Raw genomic sequence first — 15,895 nt, forward strand, 5'->3', positions numbered from 1 at the left:
CCTGTGCGCCGCCCTCCGGGTCTCCACTTGACCGGTAAAGCGGCAAAGCAGATCAAGACCTCGGCAACGGCAACGGCAACGGCAACGGCAACGGCTAAAGCTAAGCTAAAGCTAAAGCGTTTGTCGCGATTACTCGTCGTGCCGGATGCGCGAGTCCTCGGGCGCCTGCGCGCGATCATACAGGCCGTAATCGCGCACAACCTCCGCCACGCGCAGCCGATAGCCGGCGAAGATCGAGTCCCGGCCCGCCTTTTGGATCTGCCTGTGCATTTCGAGATTGCGCCAATGCCTCACCGCATCCTCGTCGTGCCAGTACGACAGCGACAACAGCTTGCCGGGTTGGCTCAAACTCTCGAAACGCTCGATCGAAACGAAACCATCGATCTGGGCGAGAAAGGGCCGCAAGCGTTCGGCCGCGTCGAGGTAATCCGGGCGGGCCTGCGGATGCGGCTGCGCTTCGAAGATCACCGCGATCATGCCGGCACGCCCATGGTTGCAGGCATACGGAACGCGCCATCGACGATTTCGGTCCAACTGCGTTCCTCGCGCAGGATGAAGCGGTGCTCGCGGGCGAAGGCGAAGTTGTCGCGGCCTTCGGCATCGGTCTTGAGGCGGGCGCGGTAGGTCTCGTAGTCGGCCAGGCTGTCGAAGGCGATCAGTCCCCAGGCGATGTCGTTGCTGCCTTCGTGCGGCAGGAAGTAGCCGACCAGGTCGCCGCCGCAACGCGGGATGATGCGGCCCCAGGCTTCGGCGTAGCGGCGGAAGGCGTCGAGCTGGAAGGGGTCGATCCGGTAACGGATCATGCAGGCGATGCGCATCGTTGGGCTCCGGGAGAGGTGGCCGGCACCATAGCGATTGCCGCCGGGGCGATGCTTCGCTCAGTATCGAAGTATTCCCGCCGGGCGTGATGCAGGATCGCCGCATGGACATTTCCGCCAACCTCAACCGGGTCGCCGCGCTGATCGGCGACCGCGCCCGCGTCGACATCCTGACCGCGCTCATGGCCGGTCGCGCCCTTACCGCGACCGAACTGGCCGAGGCCGCCGGCGTGGCCCGCCCGACCGCCAGCGCGCATTTGTCGGCGCTGACCGAAGCGCGCCTGCTCAGCGTCGAGAAGCAGGGCCGCCATCGTTACTTCCGTATCGCCGACGACGATGTGGTGCGGTTGCTCGAAGATCTGATGCGGGTGGCGTACCGCATCTCGGATGCGCCGGTCAGCGTCGGGCCGAGCGACCTGGCGCTGCGCAAGGCGCGGGTCTGCTACGACCACCTCGCCGGCGAGTGGGGCGTGCGCGTGCACGACAGCTTCGTGCGCCGCGGTTTTCTGCATCTGGGCGACGACGACCTGCAGCTCACCGAGCGCGGCCGCGGTTTCGTCGCCGAAGCCGGGATCGCGCTGGAGGCCTTGCCGCGCACCCGTCGGCCGCTGTGCCGAGCCTGCCTGGACTGGAGCGAACGCCGCCATCATCTGGCCGGCGTGCTTGGCGCGGTCTTGCTGGATCGTTTCATCGCCCAGGGCTGGCTGCGCCGCATCCAATACTCGCGCGCCTTGAACGTGACCGCGCGAGGGCAACGCGGTCTGGCTGCATTCGTGGAAGAGCCTGCGCCCTAGCGCGCAACCCGGCTCAACCCAGCCCGGCTCAGCCGCCGACGCCGAGCTTGGCCGCGAGCAGGCCGGCGTACTCTTTGAACGCCTCGCCGCTGCGGCGCAGGGCACGGCGGGTCGGCCACCACGGCGACGCCGCGCCGTGCTTCGGCACCGGCTCGAAATCTTTCTCCGCCGAAGCCAGCGGCAGCACCTGCAGGCCTTGTCGCTCGAACAGCGCCCGCGCGCGGCTCATGTGCAGGGACGAGGTCACCAGAGCGACCCTGCGCCATCCGTGCGTGCGCGCCCACTGCGCGCTGTTGCGGGCGTTGTCGCCGGTGCTGCGGCTGCGCTCGTCCAGCACCAGGGCGCGCTCGGGTACGCCGAGCGCGTGCATCGCCGCGGCCATCTCGCGCGCTTCGCTGACGCCGTGGGTGCGTGGGGTCGGGCCGCCGCTGAGCAAGACCCATGGCGCGCGGCCGTCGTGCCAGGCGCGCGCCCCCAGGGCGACGCGGTTGCCGGCGAGGCGCGGATCGTTGGGATCGCCCTGTTCGAACCAGGCGACGCTGCCGATACCGCCGCCGAGCACGACGATCGCATCGACCATCGGCAGGCCCTGTGCGGATTGCGGCGGATAGCGCAGCGCCAGGCTATTGCGCAGCGCGTTGGAGGCCGCCGGCAGCGACCACAGCAAGGACCAAGCCAGACTGATGCCGATCAAGGCCAGCGCGCCACGGCGCCGGCGCAAGGCGAAGGCCAGCAACGCCAGCACCAGCAGGCAGCACGACAAGTGCAGCGGTTCCAGCGGCCACGCCAACCATCGGCCGATGCCGGTCATGGCCGCAGGCTTACTTCGCCACCCGCGCCAGGTCGGCGGTGTCGTCGTCGAGCAGCCGGGCCAGGGCGTCGGTCATCAACGCGGCCTGGCGGTCGCGCGAATACGAGGGCGCCGCGGCCAGGCTGGAATCGCGCAGGCGGCGCATACGGCCGGGGTCCTCGACCAGGGCCAGGATCGCCGCGGCCATCGCCTCGGCGTCTTCCGGCGGCACGCACACGCCGCAGTCGGTGGTTTCGACGATGCGGGTGGCTTCGCCGCGCGGCAGCGACATCAGCGCGGGGATGCCCATGCCCATGCCTTCGAACAGCTTGGACGGGATCACCCCGGAGAACACCGGGTTGTTGCGTAGCGGGATCAGCGAGATGTCGCACAGGCTCCACAGCTTCGGCATCATCTCCTTCGGCTGGCGCGGGATCATGCGCACGTTGCTCAGCCCGCGCTCGGCGACCAGGCGCTCGACGCGCGCACGCTCGGCGCCGCTGCCGGCGAAGAAGAAGGCGATGCGCGGATCGTGCTGCAGCCGCTCGGCGGCGTCGACGACCTTCTCCAGGCCATGGGCCATGCCGTGGGTGCCGAGGTAGCCGACCACGAAGCGGCCGTCCAGGTCGTACTGGCGGCTCAGGTTCTCGTCGCGCGCGGCCGGGGCGTAGCGTTGCAGGTCGACGCCGTTGAGCACGACGTGGATCTTGTCGGCGGCGATACCGCGCTGGATGAGTTCTTCGCGGAAGGTGTGGGTGACCGGCACGATCGCGTCGGCGCTGCGGTACAGGAACATCTCCAGGCGTTCGAGCGCGCGCACCGCGGCGCTGCGCTTCATCGCGCCGACCGCGGTGATCGAGGCCGGCCACAGATCGCGCAGCTCGAACACGAACGGCCGCCGGCGCAGGCGCGCCAACGCCCAGCCGCCGAGCGCGCAGAAGAACTGCGGCGAGGTCGCCACCACCACGTCGTGGCGCGGCTCGAACAGGCCGGCGACGACCGAGGCGGCCATGAAGCTCAGATAGTCGAGGGTGCGCTTGACGAAGCCCTCGTTGGCGGTGATGTAGGTCTTGACCCGGACCACGCGGATGCCGTCGACGGTCTCGACGCTGCGCCAGGCATTGCGGTAGCCGTCGAACAGCTTGCCCTCGGGGAAATTCGGCGCGCAGGTGATCACCGTCACCTCGTGCCCCGCGCGCACCCAGCGCACCGCGTGCTCGTAGGTGCGCGTGGCCGGCGCATTGCCTTCGGGCGGGAAATTGTCCGACAGAAACAGAATGCGCATGAGAACTCAGCAATCCCAATGGAACGTGGTGGTCAGCGCGCCGGCCTCGGGGGGCAGCGCGATTTCGAGGACATCGCAGGCTTCGCTCAGGCCGAAGCCGGCGTGATAGGTGCTGCGGGCCGCGGCGGTCGTTGCGTTCGCCGGTTCGACCTGCCAGCGCACCGCGCCGGATTCGTCCAGGCGCAGTTGCGGGCCGTCGAGGCGGACGTCGGGCATCAAGCGGAAGCGGGCGACGGCGCGCTCGAACTCGCCTTCGATGCGGTCTTCGACGCGCAGCGAACCGGCTTGCAATACCCAGCGCCGGCGATGCAGCGGCCGGCCCTTGAGGCGCCGGTAGCCGTCGTGGGCGGCGCTGAGCCACAGCCCCTCGTCGTTGCGGCCGTGTTCGACCGCAAGCGGATGGGCGCGACGGGCGACGCGGAAACTGCTCCATACCTCGGAGGAATCGGCATCGTCGATTTCGACCGTGTTATGCGAGGCGGTGCCGCGCTGCCACAGACGCTCGGCGCCGATGTCGTAGCGCGAGGTGCCGGCGTTGGCCAACACCCGGCGGCCGCCGAGCGAGAGCTCGAAGCTGAGGGTGTCGGCGTGGGCATGGCCGGGCAGATAGGCCGGGCCGATTTCGCCGACGTCGGCGATCAGCACCGCGGGTCCGCATTGCAGCCGTACATAGCCCGACACCGGCAGCACCTGCAGCGCATCGTCGCAGGCCGCCGGCACCGCCACGCCGAGCAAGCGCGCATAGGCCTGCAACTGCGCCAGGGTCGGGGCGATGCCGTGGGCGGCGTCGTTGAAGAAGGCGATGCCGCCGTCGGGATGCGTCATCACCGCCAGCCAGCCGAGCATGCGGCTCGCACGCTGGCGCCACAGCTCGATGTCGCGTTCGGGGAAGGCGCCCGGGAACAAGGTCGCCAACTGCACCAGGTCGAGCAAGTCCTCGAGCAGGATCGCGTGGTACATCGGGCTGCGTTCGAAATGCCCGCCGTCGGCGAGGATCTGCTCGTCGATCTCGGCGCGCAGACCGCGCAGGCCGACGCTGCGCCAGCGTTCGGCTTCGGCGCCGTCGAAGAAGGCGCCGGCGAACAGCAGCGCCTTGTAGTTGGCCCACAGATGGTTGCCGAGCAAATGCCGTTCCAGGCGACCGCGCAGATAACGCGCCTGCGTCGCCAGGCTGTTGAGCACGCTGCGGCGCAGCGCCGGGTCGGTGACGGTGTCGCCGGCGCAGCACCATTTGACCCAGTTGACGATGCGCAGCGACAGGCAATACGGCTCCCAGCCGTTGCCGGCGGCCGGCGGATTGGCCGCGATCCACTGCCGGATCAGGTCGCGATGCCAGGCCAGCCGCGCCGCCGCGTCGTCGGCGTTGAGATCGTCGAAGTAATGCAGGTTGTACAACCACAGCTTCGGCAGGGCGGAGCTGTTCCAATCGTCGCCGGCGATCTCGTGTTCGTCGTTGAGGAAACGGAAGCGCTGCGCGCTCAGCATCGAGGCCGCGCGTGCGCAACCGCGCCAGCGATCGCGCACGACCGCCGGCGGCGGCGCCGGCGAATCGTCGATGCGCGGGCGGTGCAGGCGATGCCAGGCGCGGCCGTAGATTTGCACGGCGCGCAGATGGCGCACCGTGTGCCACAGGCGCGGCACTCGGGACGACGAGGTCACGACCGTATTCCGCTCGGAGAGGCGACGAGGCGACGCATGGCGTTCAGACCGAGGCGTCCAGTTCGATGGTGACGCGCGCCACCTCGAACACGTCTTCGGCGGGGATCGGCGCTGCGGCCTGGCCCTTGACCGCCTGGATGAAGGCGGCGGCGCACTGCGCCTGGCCCTTGTCCTGGCGCCACAGGTTCATCTTCTTGAAGCCCGGCCAGCCGTAGCCGCGCAGGCGGCGGAAGTTATCCAACTGCAGCACGCGGCCGGCAGTGAACACCTCCAGACGTTCCTTGGGGAAGCTCTTGTCGCCGTTGGCGAGGTAATGCACGGTGCCGAACGAGCCGTCGGCGAAGCTCAGGGTGAAGCTGACCCGGTCGCTGCGGATGCCGGCGCCGGGGACGTTGCCGACCGCGGTGAGCTGGTGGCCGACGATCGGCGAGTCGGCGAGGAAGCGCAGCAGGTCGACGAAATGGCAGGCCTCGCCGATCAGGCGGCCGCCGCCGAGCTGGCTGTCCTGGGTCCAGTGGTCGGCCGGGATCGCGCCGGCGTTGACCGTCATCACGAACGACTTGGGCTCGCGCACGCCGGCCAGCAGCGTGCGCATCTTCTGCACCTGCGGGGCGAAGCGGCGGTTGAAGCCGACCATCAGCACCGGCGGGCGGCCGTAGATCGAATGCTCGGCGTAGGCCTTTTCGATCGCCTGCAACTCGTCCAGGGTCAGGCACAGCGGTTTTTCGATGAATACGTGCTTGCCGTGGCGCAGCGCCTTCAGGGTCAGCTCGGCATGGCTGCCGTGCTGGGTCGCGATCACCACCGAGCCCACGCCGTTCTCGCGCAGGGTCGCGTCGGTGTCGGTGCTGGCGTTGCGGAAACCGAACTTCTTGCCGAAGTGGACGCTGCTGACGCCGCCGCTGGACACCACCGTGTGCAGTTCGGCGCCGGCCTTGGCGAAGGCCGGGATCAGCACGCGGCCGGCGTAGTTGCCGGCGCCGATGAAGGCGATCGCGTCGCCGCCCTTGTCGGTATCGGAGGTCGCGGCCGGGGTCTTGACCGACAGCGGCACGGTGCGGCGCACCAGGGTCTCCGGAATCGCCTTGTCGCGCCCGTAGTCGAGGACGATGCCCAGCGAGGGCTCGTGGCCGCCGAGCAGGGCATAGGCCTGTTCGGCCTCGGCGATCGAGTAGCGATGGCTGATCAGCGGCGGCGCGTCGATCGCGCGGCTGGCCATCATGTCGAGCACGGCCTCGAAGTTGCGTTGTTCGGTCCAGCGCACGAAGGCGACCGGATAGTCGTTGCCGCGTTCCTCGTAGGACGGATCGTAGCGGCCCGGGCCGTACGAGCACGACACCTGGAACGACAGTTCCTTCTCGTAGAAATCCGCGCGTGACAGTTCCAGGCCGGTGACCCCGACCAGGACGATGCGGCCGCGCTTGCGGCACATGTGCGCGGCCTGCGAGACCGGTTCGTTGCTCTTGGTCGAGGCGGTGATCAGCACCGCGTCGACGCCGCGTCCGCGCGAGAATGCCTGCGCCGCGGCCAGCGGGTCTTCGCCCTTGGACAGGTCGACCGTCTCGGCGCCGTAGCTGCGCGCGATGGCGAGCTTGGAGCTGTCGAAGTCGATGCCGAGCACGCGGCAGCCGTGGGCGCGCAGCAGTTGCACGGTGATCAGGCCGATCAGGCCCAGGCCGGTCACCACCACCGCTTCGCCGAGGCTCGGCTGGACCAGGCGGATACCTTGCAGGGCGATCGCGCCGAGCACGGTGAAGGCCGCGGCTTCGTCGCCGACGCCGTCGGGAATCTTGACGCACAGGTTGGACGGCACCGCCACCACTTCGGCGTGCTTGCCGTTGGAGGCGATGCGGTCGCCGATTTCGAAACCGGTCACGCCGGCACCGACGCCGATCACCGTGCCGACGTTGCAATAGCCCAGGGCCAGCGGTTGGTCGAGCTTGCTGCGCACCGCGTCGACAGTGGTGGCCAGGCCGTCGGTGCGGATCTTCTCCAGCACCATGCGCACCTTGTCGGGTTGCTGGCGCGCCTTCTGCAGCATGTTGGCCTTGCCGAACTCGACCAGCATACGCTCGGTGCCGGCCGACACCAGGGTGACGTGGGTGCGGATCAGCAGATGGCCGCGGCGCAGGGCGGGGGCGGGCACGTCGGCGATTTCGGTGCTGCCGTCGCGCAGGTTTTGCAGGACCTGTTGCATGGTGATTCCAGTACGTATCGAGAGGGGGGATGCCGCGCCGGCTGGGGGGAGCCGCGCGGCCGATCGGTAGGCCGGCTCAGTGACGCAGGCAGATCAGCGGGGTTTCACGCGGAAGACTCATGGCTGCAGGCTCGCGCATTCGGCGATCACCCGCGCCATCGCCGTGTCCCAGGCCTCGTAGCGCAGGGTGCGCAGGCCGGCGCGGCGCTGTTCGAGCAGGGCCGGCGCCTCGGCGATGCGCAGCAGCTGTTCGCTGAGCTGGCGGCTGTCGCCGTAGTCGCACAGGAAACAGGCCTGCGCGTCTTCGAACGGCTGCGAGGTGCTCAGGCCGGGGTTGGTGAAGAACGGAATCTCCAGCGCGGCGCAATCGAACCACTTGTTCGGCTCGGCCAGGCGGTTGATCTCCAGCGAGGGGTCGTAGAAGGCCAGCACCACGTCGGCGCTCAGCAACAGCGCCAGCGCGTCCTCGTTGCTGACGATGCCGCGGTAATGCGGCCCGAGCAGTTCGGCCAGGCGCTTGGCGTCGTCGCCGAGCAGGCGTCCGGCGGCGACGAACTCGATGCGGCCGGCGGTCTGCTCGACCGCTTCGCGCATCATGGTCGCGCCGCGTTCGGGCGAGATCAGGCCGCTGATGAGTACACGCAGGCGGCCGCTCTTCGGCGGCAGTTCGGCGGCCAGGCTGCGCGCACGCTCGATCACGTCGGTGTGCGGGGTGTTGCGGACGATGCGGATATTGGCGGCGTCGCCGTCGACCGCGCGCGAGGCGCCCGGCAGCACGTGCAGGGAAGCGCGGCGGCCGACGAAGCCCTCGACCCATTCGATGATCCGCTTGACCGGCTTCGGCCAGGCGTAGCTCTTGGACAGCTTGTCGCGGTCGAGGAAGACGTATTGGCAGCGGCGCACCGAAGCGACCAGGGCGCAGGGCAGAGCGGCGTCCAGGCGCGAGCAGAAATAAATGCCGGCGCGCGGCTGCACGAACACCCGCAAGGTCAGCCAGGCGACCCACAGGGCGTAGCCGAGGGCATTGACCGCGCCGCCGCCCCAGGAGCCGAAGCTCAGCAGCACCTTCACCCGCGGCAGTTCGGCGGCCTGCTTGTCGCGGCTCCAGATCCAGAACTCGTAGGGGATCGACGCGCTTTCGAGCACCTTCGACAGCTTGCTCAGATACGGATTCTTCAGGTAGGGGTTGCCCTGGCCGAGAATGATCGCGTTCATGCCGTCACCAGCCTGGAGCGGATCGGCCGGTTGCCGAGGTAACTCACCACGAACAGCAGCAACACGGTGATGAAATAACGGCTCCAGCCGCCGAGCAGTTCCATATACAGAAATCCAATCGAGAACATGAAGATCGAGAAGCTGTAGATCACCACCCCGACCGGGGTGACCGTGCGCATCCGCGAATAGGCGTTGCGTATCAAGGCCAGGCAGATGCCGTTGGCCGCGCCGAACAGGATCAGGCCGAGCATGCCGAAGTTCATGTAGCCTTCGGTCGGCAGGCCGGTGGTGTAGGAGGTCAGCTTTTCGCCGTCGAGGGTGTAGCTGCCGGGATAGATCATGTTGCGGAACGCCGGGCCGCCGCCGAAGGGCTTGTCGGGCCAGATCGCGCGCGGCACCGGGTTGACCGCGGCGGCGAACAGGGTCTCGCCCCACAACGGATGCCAGGCGTAATCGTGCTGGGCCAGCCAGATCAGGTTTTCGCTGTTGCCGAAGGCGCCGTTCAAACCGTACACGAGCAGCTCGGTCGGGTCCTGGCCGCTGAGTGCGGACGGGCCGGCGCTATCGAGGGTGGTGCGGATCTTGGCCCAGGCCGAGAAGCCCAGCGCCAGCGCCAGCATCACCGGCAACAGCATCAGTGCCTTGCGCAGGCGCCCGGGGAACATCGACAGCGAGGCGAACAGGATGATCGCGATCAGGCTGAAGACGAAGTTGCGGTTGCCCATCGCCACGAACGCTACGGCGATCACCAGCACCGTGGCCGAGATCGCGATCAGCCGCCACAGCGCCGGGCTGCGGCCGCGCTCTTTCTTTTCGGCCAGATAATTGGTGACCAGGATCGCGCCGTAGCAGATCGCGGCGAAGGCCAGCACCACCGCCGGGCCGAGGCCGCGCCGGATCACGATGCGGTCGCGCATGTAGTCGGCGAGGTCGTGGCTGGCGATGGTGCGCGCCAGGTACAGCACCGCCGCCATCGCCGGAATGCCGACCAACACCAGCACGCGGCGGCGTTCGCGCGCGGTCAGGCTGCGCACCTTGGGCAGCGACGGCGTCGAGAACCCGCCCATCGCCAGGTAACCGCCGATGCCGGAGATGCAGAACATCACCGACAGCATCAGCGCCATGGCCTTGGCGTCGGTCGAGTAGTAGAACGGGTAGGACTGGATGCCGCGCAGTTCCTTCACCCACGGCATGAAGCCGTAGATGAAGGCCATGCCGAGCAGGAAGGCGTAGATCGGCTTGACGAACATACGGTCCATCCGCCCGCCGACGCGCAGGAACGTCACCAGGGTCAGGCTCGTGAAGAAGATGAAATAGAGAATCGCCAAGACGACGCCGTGATTGATCCGTCAGTGCTGCGGTGGAGGGAAGGGGCTGAAAGAAGGGACCGGGCTCAGTGCGCGTTGCCGCGGTTGCGCCACGAGCTCGGTTCGGGTTCGGGGTGCGGATGGGCGGTCTCGCGCACCGCGCTCGGCAACAGATGCGGGTGGGTCTTGGCGAGGTAGTCGGTGACCGAGCCGACCACCTGGGCCGGGCTGCCCATGACGATGCTGAGCGGGGCGATCTTGCCGCGCACCACGCTGCCGGCGGCGACGATGCAGCCGGCGCCGATGTCGGCGCCCGGCATGATGATCGAACCGGTGCCGATGAAGCTGAAACGGCCGATGCGCACCGGCTTGATGCGTATCTCGGGTTTGTCGAAGCGGATGCCGAGCTCCTTGGCCACGGTGTTGATCGCCGCGTCGTGGGTCAGGATGCGCACGTTGCTGGAGATGGTGCAGCCCTCGCCGAGGGTGATCAGCGAATAGTCGGTGCCGTCGAACCAGATCTTGGCCGACAGATAGTTCGGCATGCCCTCGATGTGCGCGCCTTCCGAGCGCAGGAACCAGGTGAACAAGCGCGTCACCAGGCCGGGCTTGATGAACCAGCCGATGCGGATGACCGACAGCACGACGGATTTCTTGAGCAGGCGCGATACGTTCATTGGAGGCTTCCAGGCAGCGCTTTGCGGAACTCGCCGCGATTGCACAATGCGAAGGTCAACAACTGGGCGGTGGTGGCGACGACGTAGGCGATCGCCAGGCCGGTGGCGCCGCCGTGCAGGCGCAGGGCCAGCACGCTGGCGCCGAGCAGGGCGGCCGAGAACACCGCATTGCCGGCGAACAGCACGCCGGGCCGGCCGTCGGCGGTGGCCTTGCGCATCAGGATGGTGGTCGGCGCCATCGCCACGGTCGACAGCAACAGCCACTGCAGCGGCACGATCGCGCCGGCGTAGGCCGGGGCGAAGCGATGGATCAAGGGCGGTGCGGCCACCGCGACCAGGCCGGCGACCGCGGCGGTGACCGTGACCAGCAGCAGGATCGAGTGGCGCAAGGCGGTGTTGGCCTCGTGCTTGTCGCCGCGCGCCAGCGCCGCCGCCAGCAACGGCAGAGTGGCGTTGGCGACCACGCCCATGCCGAACATCAGGATCGAACGCGCCTGGTTGCCGAGCGAGAAATTGCCGAGGCTGGTGGCGCCGCCGACGCTGCTCGACAGCATCACCATCGACAGCCAGATGCTCGGCATGGTCAGCAAGCCCGACACCGACGAGGGCAGGCCGAGCTTCCACAGCACGGTCCAGTCGCCGCGTTCGGTGGCGCGCAGCGACAAACGGTGGCCCTGCTCGCGGCGATAGCGGCGCAGCGCATGTTCCTGGCCGAGCACGATCACGATCTGCGCGGCGATGTAGCCGTAGATCGCCCAGGCGATGTCGCGGCGCAGCGCGGCCAGCACGATCGCCAGGAACACCAGCGGCGCGCTGAGCAGGTTGGCCAGCGCCTGTTCCTTGACCTTGTGCAAGGCCAGGGCGACGCCGTTCTGGATCGCGGTGAGGAAGCCGGTCAGCACCAACAGCGCCGAGGCGGCGTACACCGCGACCAGATCGTTCGATCCGCCGACCTTGACTGCCAGCGGGTACGACAGGGCGAGCAACAAGGCCGCGAACAGCAGCGAGGCGAACAGCGCCGAACCGTAGGACACGGTCAGCGCCGTGGCGATGCGGCGCGGATCGGTGGCCGCGGCCTCGGCGACGATCTTGGTCGCCATCTGCCCCAGGCTCAACGCGCAGAAGGTGGTGAACAACAGCGCGGTGGTCTGGATCAGGGTGAACTGACCGAACGCGGTGGGGCCCAGCGAATGCGCGGTGAACAAGATGCCGGCGAACACCGCGCCACGCGACGCCATGGCGCTCAACGCCGACAGGCTGGCCGTGGTGATCAGTCGCCGCATCATCGTGGTCGTGTCCGGGTCGAGCGCCTTGCGGCGCTCAGGTCCAGATGCCCTTGGTGTCGATGATCTTCAGGTGCGCCGGCATCGACAGCTCCTTGAAGGGTTTGTGATCGACCAGCAACACCGCGATGTCGGCCTGCGCGCTCGCGGTCGGCAGGTCCACCAGGATCACGTTCGGCGAGTTGAGCTTGTCCGGCAGCACCGAGATGTGCGGCTCGACCGCGAGCACGCGGCCCGGGTGGCGGTTGGCCAGTTCGATTGCGATGTCGAGCGCCGGGCTTTCGCGCAGGTCGTCGATGTCGGGTTTGAAGGCCAGGCCGAACACGGCGATGGTCAGGTCCTTGCCCTGCTTGCCGTCGGCCTGCGCCTGCTCGATCGCTTCCTCGACCTTGTTCATGACCCAGGCCGGCTTGCCGTTGTTGACCTCGCGCGCGGTGCGGATCAGGCGCGCTTCTTCCGGTGCGCTGTCGACGATGAACCACGGGTCGACCGCGATGCAGTGGCCGCCGACGCCGGGGCCCGGCTGCAGGATGTTGACGCGCGGATGGCGGTTGGCCAGGCGCACCAGGTCCCAGACGTTGATGCCGAGCTTGTCGCAGATGATCGACAGCTCGTTGGCGAAGGCGATGTTGACGTCGCGGAAAGCGTTCTCGGTGAGCTTGCACATCTCCGCGGTGCGAGCGTTGGTGACCACGCATTCGCCGCGCACGAAGCTCTTGTAGAGCTCGCAGGCGCGTTCCGAACAACGCGGAGTCATGCCGCCGATGACGCGATCGTTCTCGATCAGCTCGCGCATGACGTGACCCGGCAACACGCGCTCGGGGCAGTAGGCGACGTTGACGTCGGCCTGTTCGCCGGCCTGCTGCGGGAAGCTCAGGTCCGGGCGCGCGGCGGCGAGCCAGTCGGCCAGGCGCTCGGTGGCGCCGACCGGCGAGGTCGATTCCAGCACCACCAGGTCGCCCTTCTTGAGCACCGGCGCCAAGGCTTTGCCGGCGGCTTCGATGTAGGCCAGGTCGGGCTCGTGGTCGCCCTTGAACGGCGTCGGCACGGCGATCAGGAAGGCGTCGGCGGGTTCGGGCTGGGTCGAGGCGCGCAGGAAGCCGCCGGTGACCGCCGCGCGCACGGCGACGTCGAGTTCCGGTTCGACGATGTGGATTTCGCCCCGGTTGATGGTATCGACGGCATGGCGGTTGATGTCGATGCCGATCACCTTTTTACGCGCTGCGGCGAACGCGGCGGCGGTGGGCAATCCGATGTAGCCAAGGCCGATGACCGAGACGGTTTCGAAACTCATGAAAGACTCCGTTGAATGCCCGCGGGGGAGGGCGTTGCTGCTCGATTAAGAGACGTTGCGAAGAGGGACCGTACGAACCAGAAAATACGAACGCACAGCGGAGGCGGACGGGCCGCCTCCGGTGCGCATGCGGCGCGCAGGCGCAAGCCCGCGGCGCCTGCGGATGCCGACGTCAGGCCGCCAACTGCGAGGCCGTGGTCTTGAGGCCGGCCAGGGCTTCGACGATGCGCTGGCAGGCCTTGCCGTCGCCGTAGGGGTTATGGGCGATGCTCATGGCCTGATACGCGGCGGGATCGTCGAGCAAGGCGGTGATGCCGTCGGCGATCGCCTTGCGGTCGGTGCCGACCAGCTTGACCGTGCCCGCGCCGACCGCTTCCGGACGCTCGGTGGTGTCGCGCATGACCAGCACCGGCTTGCCGAGCGAGGGCGCTTCTTCCTGGATGCCGCCGGAGTCGGTCAGGATGATGTGGGCCGCGTTCATCAGATACACGAACGGCAGGTAGTCCAGCGGCTCGATCAGGTGGATCTGCGGCATGTCGCTGAGCAGGCGGTTGACCGGCTCGCGCACCTGCGGGTTGAGATGCACCGGATAGACGATGTCGACGTCCGGATGGCGCAGGGCGATGTCGCGCAGGGCGTGGCAGATGCGCTCGAAACCGCCGCCGAAGCTTTCGCGGCGATGGCCGGTGACCAGCACCACGCGGCGTTCCGGGCGCAGGAAAGCGAACTGCGCGGACAACTCGGCGCGCAACGCCGGCGTACGCTCGATGCGCTGCACCACTTGCTTGAGCGCGTCGATCACGGTGTTGCCGGTGATCTCGATGCGGTCGGTCGGAATGCCTTCGGCGCGCAGGTTGTCGCTCGACGACTCGGTCGGCGCGAAATGGATAGCGGCGAGGGCGCCGGTGAGCTTGCGGTTGGCTTCTTCCGGCCACGGCGAGTACAGATTGCCGGTGCGCAGGCCGGCTTCGACATGGGCAACCGGAATCTGCTGGTAATACGCCGCCAGGGTGGTGGCCATGGTGGTCGAGGTGTCGCCGTGCACCAGCACCACGTCGGGCTTGAGCTCCGACAGCACACGCTTCATGCCGGTCAGGATCGCGGTGGTGACGTCGGTCAGGTCCTGGCCCGGCTTCATGATCGCCAGGTCGTAATCGGGTTGGATGTCGAACAGGGTCAACACCTGGTCGAGCATCTGCCGGTGCTGGCCGGTCACGCACACGCGCGCCTCGAAGCGAGGGTCGCCGGCGAGCAGCAAAGCCAGCGGCGCCATCTTGATCGCTTCCGGACGCGTACCGAACACGCACAAGGTCTTGATGCGGTAGGCCGACTGCGGCATTGCCGCGGTCGAGGCCATCGCCGGCAGGGTCGCGGCGTCGTCGCCGAACAACTCGTTGCGGCCGAAGCTCAGGGTCGCGGCTTCGGCGAGCGCGGGAGCGGTTGCGGTCTCGCCCTCGGGCTGCCAGGCCGAAGCGGGCTGCGGCTTCCAGCCGTGGGTGGTCGCGGTGGTGTAACCGCCGAGCAGGCCGAAGAACAGCAGCAGGTTCAGGCCGAGCCCGGCACCGCGCAGCGAGTAACCCAGCGCGGTCAGGACGCAGGCCGCGGCGATCAGAATCAGCAGGGTCGCGCGCGGCGAGCGGCCGGAATCGAGCAGCATGTAGTGCAGGTGCTGGCGGTCGGGCTTGAACGGCGAACGCCCCTGGCGCACGCGGCGGTACATCACCGCCAAGGTGTCGATCACCGGCAGGGCCACGCACCACAGCACGGCGGCGGCGTGGATGCGCGGCGTGCCGCGCTGGTTCATGTAGATCAGGCTCCATGCGAGCACGTAGCCCAGCAGCATGCTGCCGGCGTCGCCCATGAAGATCTTGCGCCCGCGCCAGCCGCCGAGGTTGACGAACAGGTAAGGAATCAAGGCCGCGAACAGCACCGGCAACAAGGGCAGGGCGCCTTGCGAGAGCAGGCCGGCGCGATCGAACAGCAGGATCGCGGCGATGCTGACCAGGGCCAGGCTGCCGGCCAGGCCGTCGATACCGTCGAGCATGTTGAAGGCATTGATCAGGCCGACCACGCCGATCACGGTCAGCGGAATGCCGAGCAGACCGAGGCGGATCGGGCCGGTACCGAAGACGTTGCCGACGTCGTTGAGGTAGAGGCCGCTGCCGGTGATCATCAGGCCGGTCGCCAGCACCTGCACGAACAGGCGCGAGCGCACGCTGAGGTCCTTGGCGTCGTCGATCGCGCCGACCACCACGATCAGCGCGGCGCTGCCGAGCAGCGAGAGCGCATAGCGGTCGGCCAGGCCGAGGTAGACCGCGCCGGCGAGCAGGCCGGCGAAGAAACACAGGCCGCCGATGACCGGGATATGCCCCTGATGCCGCTTGCGCGCATTGGGCCGGTCGACCAGGCCTATGTGCTCGGCCAGAGGATGCATCGCGTACATCGCGACACAGGTGACGAATAGCGCGAGGGCGCACGCTATCGCAAATTTTTCATCCAGCATGACGATGAGTCCGGGGGTAGTCTTCGTTGACCTGGCCGACAATCGCCGCCCCCCACGGTGATCGTCCCTTTGG

At 68.2% G+C, this 15,895-nt stretch carries 13 protein-coding genes; 1 reads left to right on the plus strand and 12 read right to left on the minus strand.

What is annotated here, in order from left to right:
* Positions 1–129 precede the first annotated feature (129 nt).
* Both EX88_RS0114840 and EX88_RS0114845 read right to left on the minus strand, forming a co-directional pair.
* Positions 130–477, minus strand: a complete 348-nt coding sequence (locus tag EX88_RS0114840) for an antibiotic biosynthesis monooxygenase family protein (protein WP_031372775.1) — start codon at positions 475–477, stop codon at positions 130–132.
* Positions 474–818 (minus strand): NIPSNAP family protein, encoded by a 345-nt coding sequence (locus tag EX88_RS0114845; protein WP_031372776.1) that lies wholly within the window; start codon positions 816–818, stop codon positions 474–476. The genes EX88_RS0114840 and EX88_RS0114845 overlap by 4 nt, the downstream gene beginning before the upstream one ends.
* Before the next feature lie 104 nt (positions 819–922).
* Between EX88_RS0114845 and EX88_RS0114850 the strand changes: the two genes are divergently transcribed.
* On the plus strand, positions 923–1,612 hold the full coding sequence (locus EX88_RS0114850; protein ID WP_031372777.1) for an ArsR/SmtB family transcription factor: 690 nt from the start codon (positions 923–925) through the stop codon (positions 1,610–1,612).
* Positions 1,613–1,640: 28 nt separating this feature from the next.
* Here the strand turns inward: EX88_RS0114850 and EX88_RS0114855 are convergent, their stop codons facing one another.
* The 10 genes from EX88_RS0114855 to wecB form a co-directional block, all read right to left on the minus strand.
* A complete protein-coding gene (locus tag EX88_RS0114855) occupies positions 1,641–2,423 on the minus strand; it encodes a YdcF family protein (RefSeq protein ID WP_031372778.1) in 783 nt (260 codons plus the stop codon).
* A gap of 10 nt (positions 2,424–2,433) precedes the next feature.
* The gene (locus EX88_RS0114860; RefSeq protein ID WP_051885146.1) at positions 2,434–3,687 is read right to left on the minus strand and encodes a glycosyltransferase family 4 protein; all 1,254 of its coding nucleotides are present in this window, start codon (positions 3,685–3,687) and stop codon (positions 2,434–2,436) included.
* Between the two features lie 6 nt (positions 3,688–3,693).
* On the minus strand, positions 3,694–5,346 hold the full coding sequence (locus EX88_RS0114865) for a heparinase II/III family protein (RefSeq protein ID WP_031372780.1): 1,653 nt from the start codon (positions 5,344–5,346) through the stop codon (positions 3,694–3,696).
* A 43-nt stretch (positions 5,347–5,389) separates the two neighbouring features.
* Positions 5,390–7,543, minus strand: coding sequence for a bi-domain-containing oxidoreductase (locus EX88_RS0114870; protein WP_031372781.1), 2,154 nt, complete (start codon positions 7,541–7,543; stop codon positions 5,390–5,392).
* A 117-nt stretch (positions 7,544–7,660) separates the two neighbouring features.
* Positions 7,661–8,758 carry a hypothetical protein gene (locus EX88_RS0114875; protein ID WP_031372782.1) on the minus strand — a complete coding sequence of 366 codons (1,098 nt, stop codon included), beginning with the start codon at positions 8,756–8,758 and terminating at the stop codon, positions 7,661–7,663.
* A complete protein-coding gene (locus EX88_RS0114880; RefSeq protein WP_031372783.1) occupies positions 8,755–10,086 on the minus strand; it encodes a hypothetical protein in 1,332 nt (443 codons plus the stop codon). Before EX88_RS0114880 ends, EX88_RS0114875 begins: the two co-directional genes overlap by 4 nt.
* 65 nt (positions 10,087–10,151) lie before the next feature.
* Positions 10,152–10,742: an acyltransferase gene (locus EX88_RS24625; RefSeq protein WP_051885147.1), complete on the minus strand. Its 591-nt coding sequence runs from the start codon at positions 10,740–10,742 to the stop codon at positions 10,152–10,154.
* Positions 10,739–12,025: an oligosaccharide flippase family protein gene (locus tag EX88_RS0114890; protein ID WP_161786130.1), complete on the minus strand. Its 1,287-nt coding sequence runs from the start codon at positions 12,023–12,025 to the stop codon at positions 10,739–10,741. The genes EX88_RS24625 and EX88_RS0114890 overlap by 4 nt, the downstream gene beginning before the upstream one ends.
* Positions 12,026–12,062: 37 nt before the next feature.
* Positions 12,063–13,319, minus strand: a complete 1,257-nt coding sequence (gene wecC, locus EX88_RS0114895; RefSeq protein ID WP_031372786.1) for a UDP-N-acetyl-D-mannosamine dehydrogenase — start codon at positions 13,317–13,319, stop codon at positions 12,063–12,065.
* Between the two features lie 172 nt (positions 13,320–13,491).
* Positions 13,492–15,753: a non-hydrolyzing UDP-N-acetylglucosamine 2-epimerase gene (gene wecB / locus EX88_RS27380; protein ID WP_161786131.1), complete on the minus strand. Its 2,262-nt coding sequence runs from the start codon at positions 15,751–15,753 to the stop codon at positions 13,492–13,494.
* Between the last annotated feature and the right edge of the window lie 142 nt (positions 15,754–15,895).

The sequence above is a fragment of the Lysobacter antibioticus genome (assembly GCF_000731095.1).
Lineage (GTDB): Bacteria > Pseudomonadota > Gammaproteobacteria > Xanthomonadales > Xanthomonadaceae > Lysobacter > Lysobacter antibioticus_B.